This window comes from Sphingomonas sp. Leaf30 (assembly GCF_001422525.1).
Classification (GTDB): domain Bacteria; phylum Pseudomonadota; class Alphaproteobacteria; order Sphingomonadales; family Sphingomonadaceae; genus Sphingomonas; species Sphingomonas aerolata.
In genome coordinates this window covers 15733-17650 of the sequence record NZ_LMKZ01000021.1, presented here as the reverse complement: position 1 = coordinate 17650, position 1918 = coordinate 15733, and the positions used below count along the sequence as shown (strand labels likewise).

The 1918-nt window shown below is 66.4% G+C and carries 2 protein-coding genes; both read left to right on the top strand.

Going from position 1 to position 1918, the window contains the following annotated elements; translation table 11 throughout:
* Nucleotides 1-529 (top strand): ANTAR domain-containing response regulator (locus ASE89_RS18810; protein ID WP_056681051.1); only part of this gene is annotated, 529 nt, incomplete at its 5' end.
* Entirely contained in the window at nt 529-1743 is a 1215-nt protein-coding gene (locus ASE89_RS18805) for a CmpA/NrtA family ABC transporter substrate-binding protein (RefSeq protein WP_055876703.1), read from the top strand. The genes ASE89_RS18810 and ASE89_RS18805, both read left to right, overlap by 1 nt.
* Nucleotides 1744-1918 lie beyond the last annotated feature (175 nt).

The following is a 1918-nucleotide window of genomic DNA, read 5'->3' as shown; positions in this document are numbered from 1 at the left end:
GGAAGGCCTGCGTGAGGCCGGACTCGACGATATCGTCGTTATCGACGGCATGCTCGGGATGGTCGCGGCTTTGGAGAAGGCAGCGCCCGAAGTAGTGCTGATCAACCTCGAAAATCCAAGTCGCGACGTGCTCGAGGAGTTCTTTGCCGTATCGCGCGCCCTCGCCCGACCGATCGCGATGTTTGTCGACCAGAGCGATGCGGAGTCCACGAACGCAGCGGTCGATGCAGGCGTGTCCGCCTACATTGTCGACGGGCTCGCCAAGCAGCGGATCAAGCCGGTCATCGACCTCGCGATCCGCCGGTTCCAGGCGTTCGCGCGGTTGCAGGCCGAACTGCACGAAGCCCGCAGCGCGCTCGCCGATCGCACCACCGTCGACCGTGCCAAGGCGATCTTGATGAAGCGCCGCGGTATCGACGAGCCGACCGCGTATGGCCTGCTTCGCGCGCAGGCGATGCGATCCAACCGCAGGATCGCCGAGATCGCCGACGCTATCATCACCAGCGACGCGCTCATGGGAGATTTGTGATGGCGCTCGACCGGGTCCGCATCGGTTTCCTGCCGCTGGTCGATGCCGCGCTGCCGATCCTCGCGCGCGAACGCGGCTTCGCGGAGGCCGAGGGGCTGGAGATCGAACTCGTCCGCGACATGACCTGGGCGACGGTGCGAGATCGGCTACTCTACGGCCATACCGATGCCGCACACATGGTCGCACCGCTGGCGATCGCGACCGCGCTCGGGCGTGGGCGGCCGGCGGTGACGATGGCGGTACCGTTCGTGCTGGGGCTCAACGGCAACGCGATCACGCTGTCGTTGCCGCTCGCTGCGCAGGTGATGGATGGGGATGCGCTGGGTGATCCGATCGTGTTGGGTGCGCGGCTTAAGGCGGTCGCGGCCAAGCGCGCAGCGGCCGGGCGGCGGCTGCGGTTCGGCGTAGTGCATCGCTATTCGAGCCATAACTACATGCTGCGCTACTGGCTCGCGGCGGTCGGCATCCGCCCGGATACCGACGTCGAGATCGTTACGACCAGCCCGACCTTCGCCGCCGATGCGCTGGCGGCGGGCGAGGTAGACGGCATCTGCGTCGGCGAGCCTTGGAATGGCGTCGCGGTCGATCGCGGCGTCGGGCGGATCGCGTTGGTAACGGCGCAGGTCTGGCAGCGTGGCGTCGAGAAGGTGCTGGCAATGCGCGCGGCGACGCTGGCCGAGCGTGGCGACGTCGTCCACCGGCTGATCCGGGCGCTGCACGCTGCGGCTGCGCAGTTCATCGATCCGGATACGCTCGAGGAGAATGCGGCGATACTTGCTCGCGCGGAGTATCTTGATGCCCCGGTCGATGCGGTGTCACGGGCGATCGGCGACCGGGTGCGGCTGGTGAAGGACGCGGTGCCGATCCACGTTCCCGATTTCATGTTCCAGTACCGCGAGGCGGCGAACTTCCCGTGGCGCAGTCAGGCGGCATGGCTGTACTCGCAGATGGTGCGGTGGGACGGTACGCCCTTCTCGGCCGAGGAGGCGGACGTCGCGCAAGGTGTGTTCAGGCCAGACATTTATCGCGCTGCGCTGGCCGGGTCGGGCGCGCCTTTGCCGAATGCCAGTTCGAAGCTCGAAGGGGCTATCGGCGCTGACAGCATTGGGGCGGGATCGACGCAGGGGCGGTTGATCCTCGGGCGCGATGCGTTTTTCGATCGGCGGGCGTTCGATCCGGATGATATCGAGGGGTATCTGGCCGGCTTGCCCTGAACTCTCTTCTCCCCTCCCTGGAAGGGAGGGGAGTTTTAGCGGCCAATCGCCCAGCCAAACCCAAATCTGCTGCACCCGCGAAATGACGCTTGCGCGATACGGCCACTTCGGTCATCTTCGCACCGTCCGGCAAGGGAGCCGGACACGAAATCATCGCGAGACCGGTTCCAACGAC

Coding starts and splice junctions, on each gene's coding strand:
- ASE89_RS18805 (WP_055876703.1), top strand. CDS start 529: ATGGCGCTCGACCGGGTCCGCATCGGTTTCCTGCCGCTGGTCGATGCC.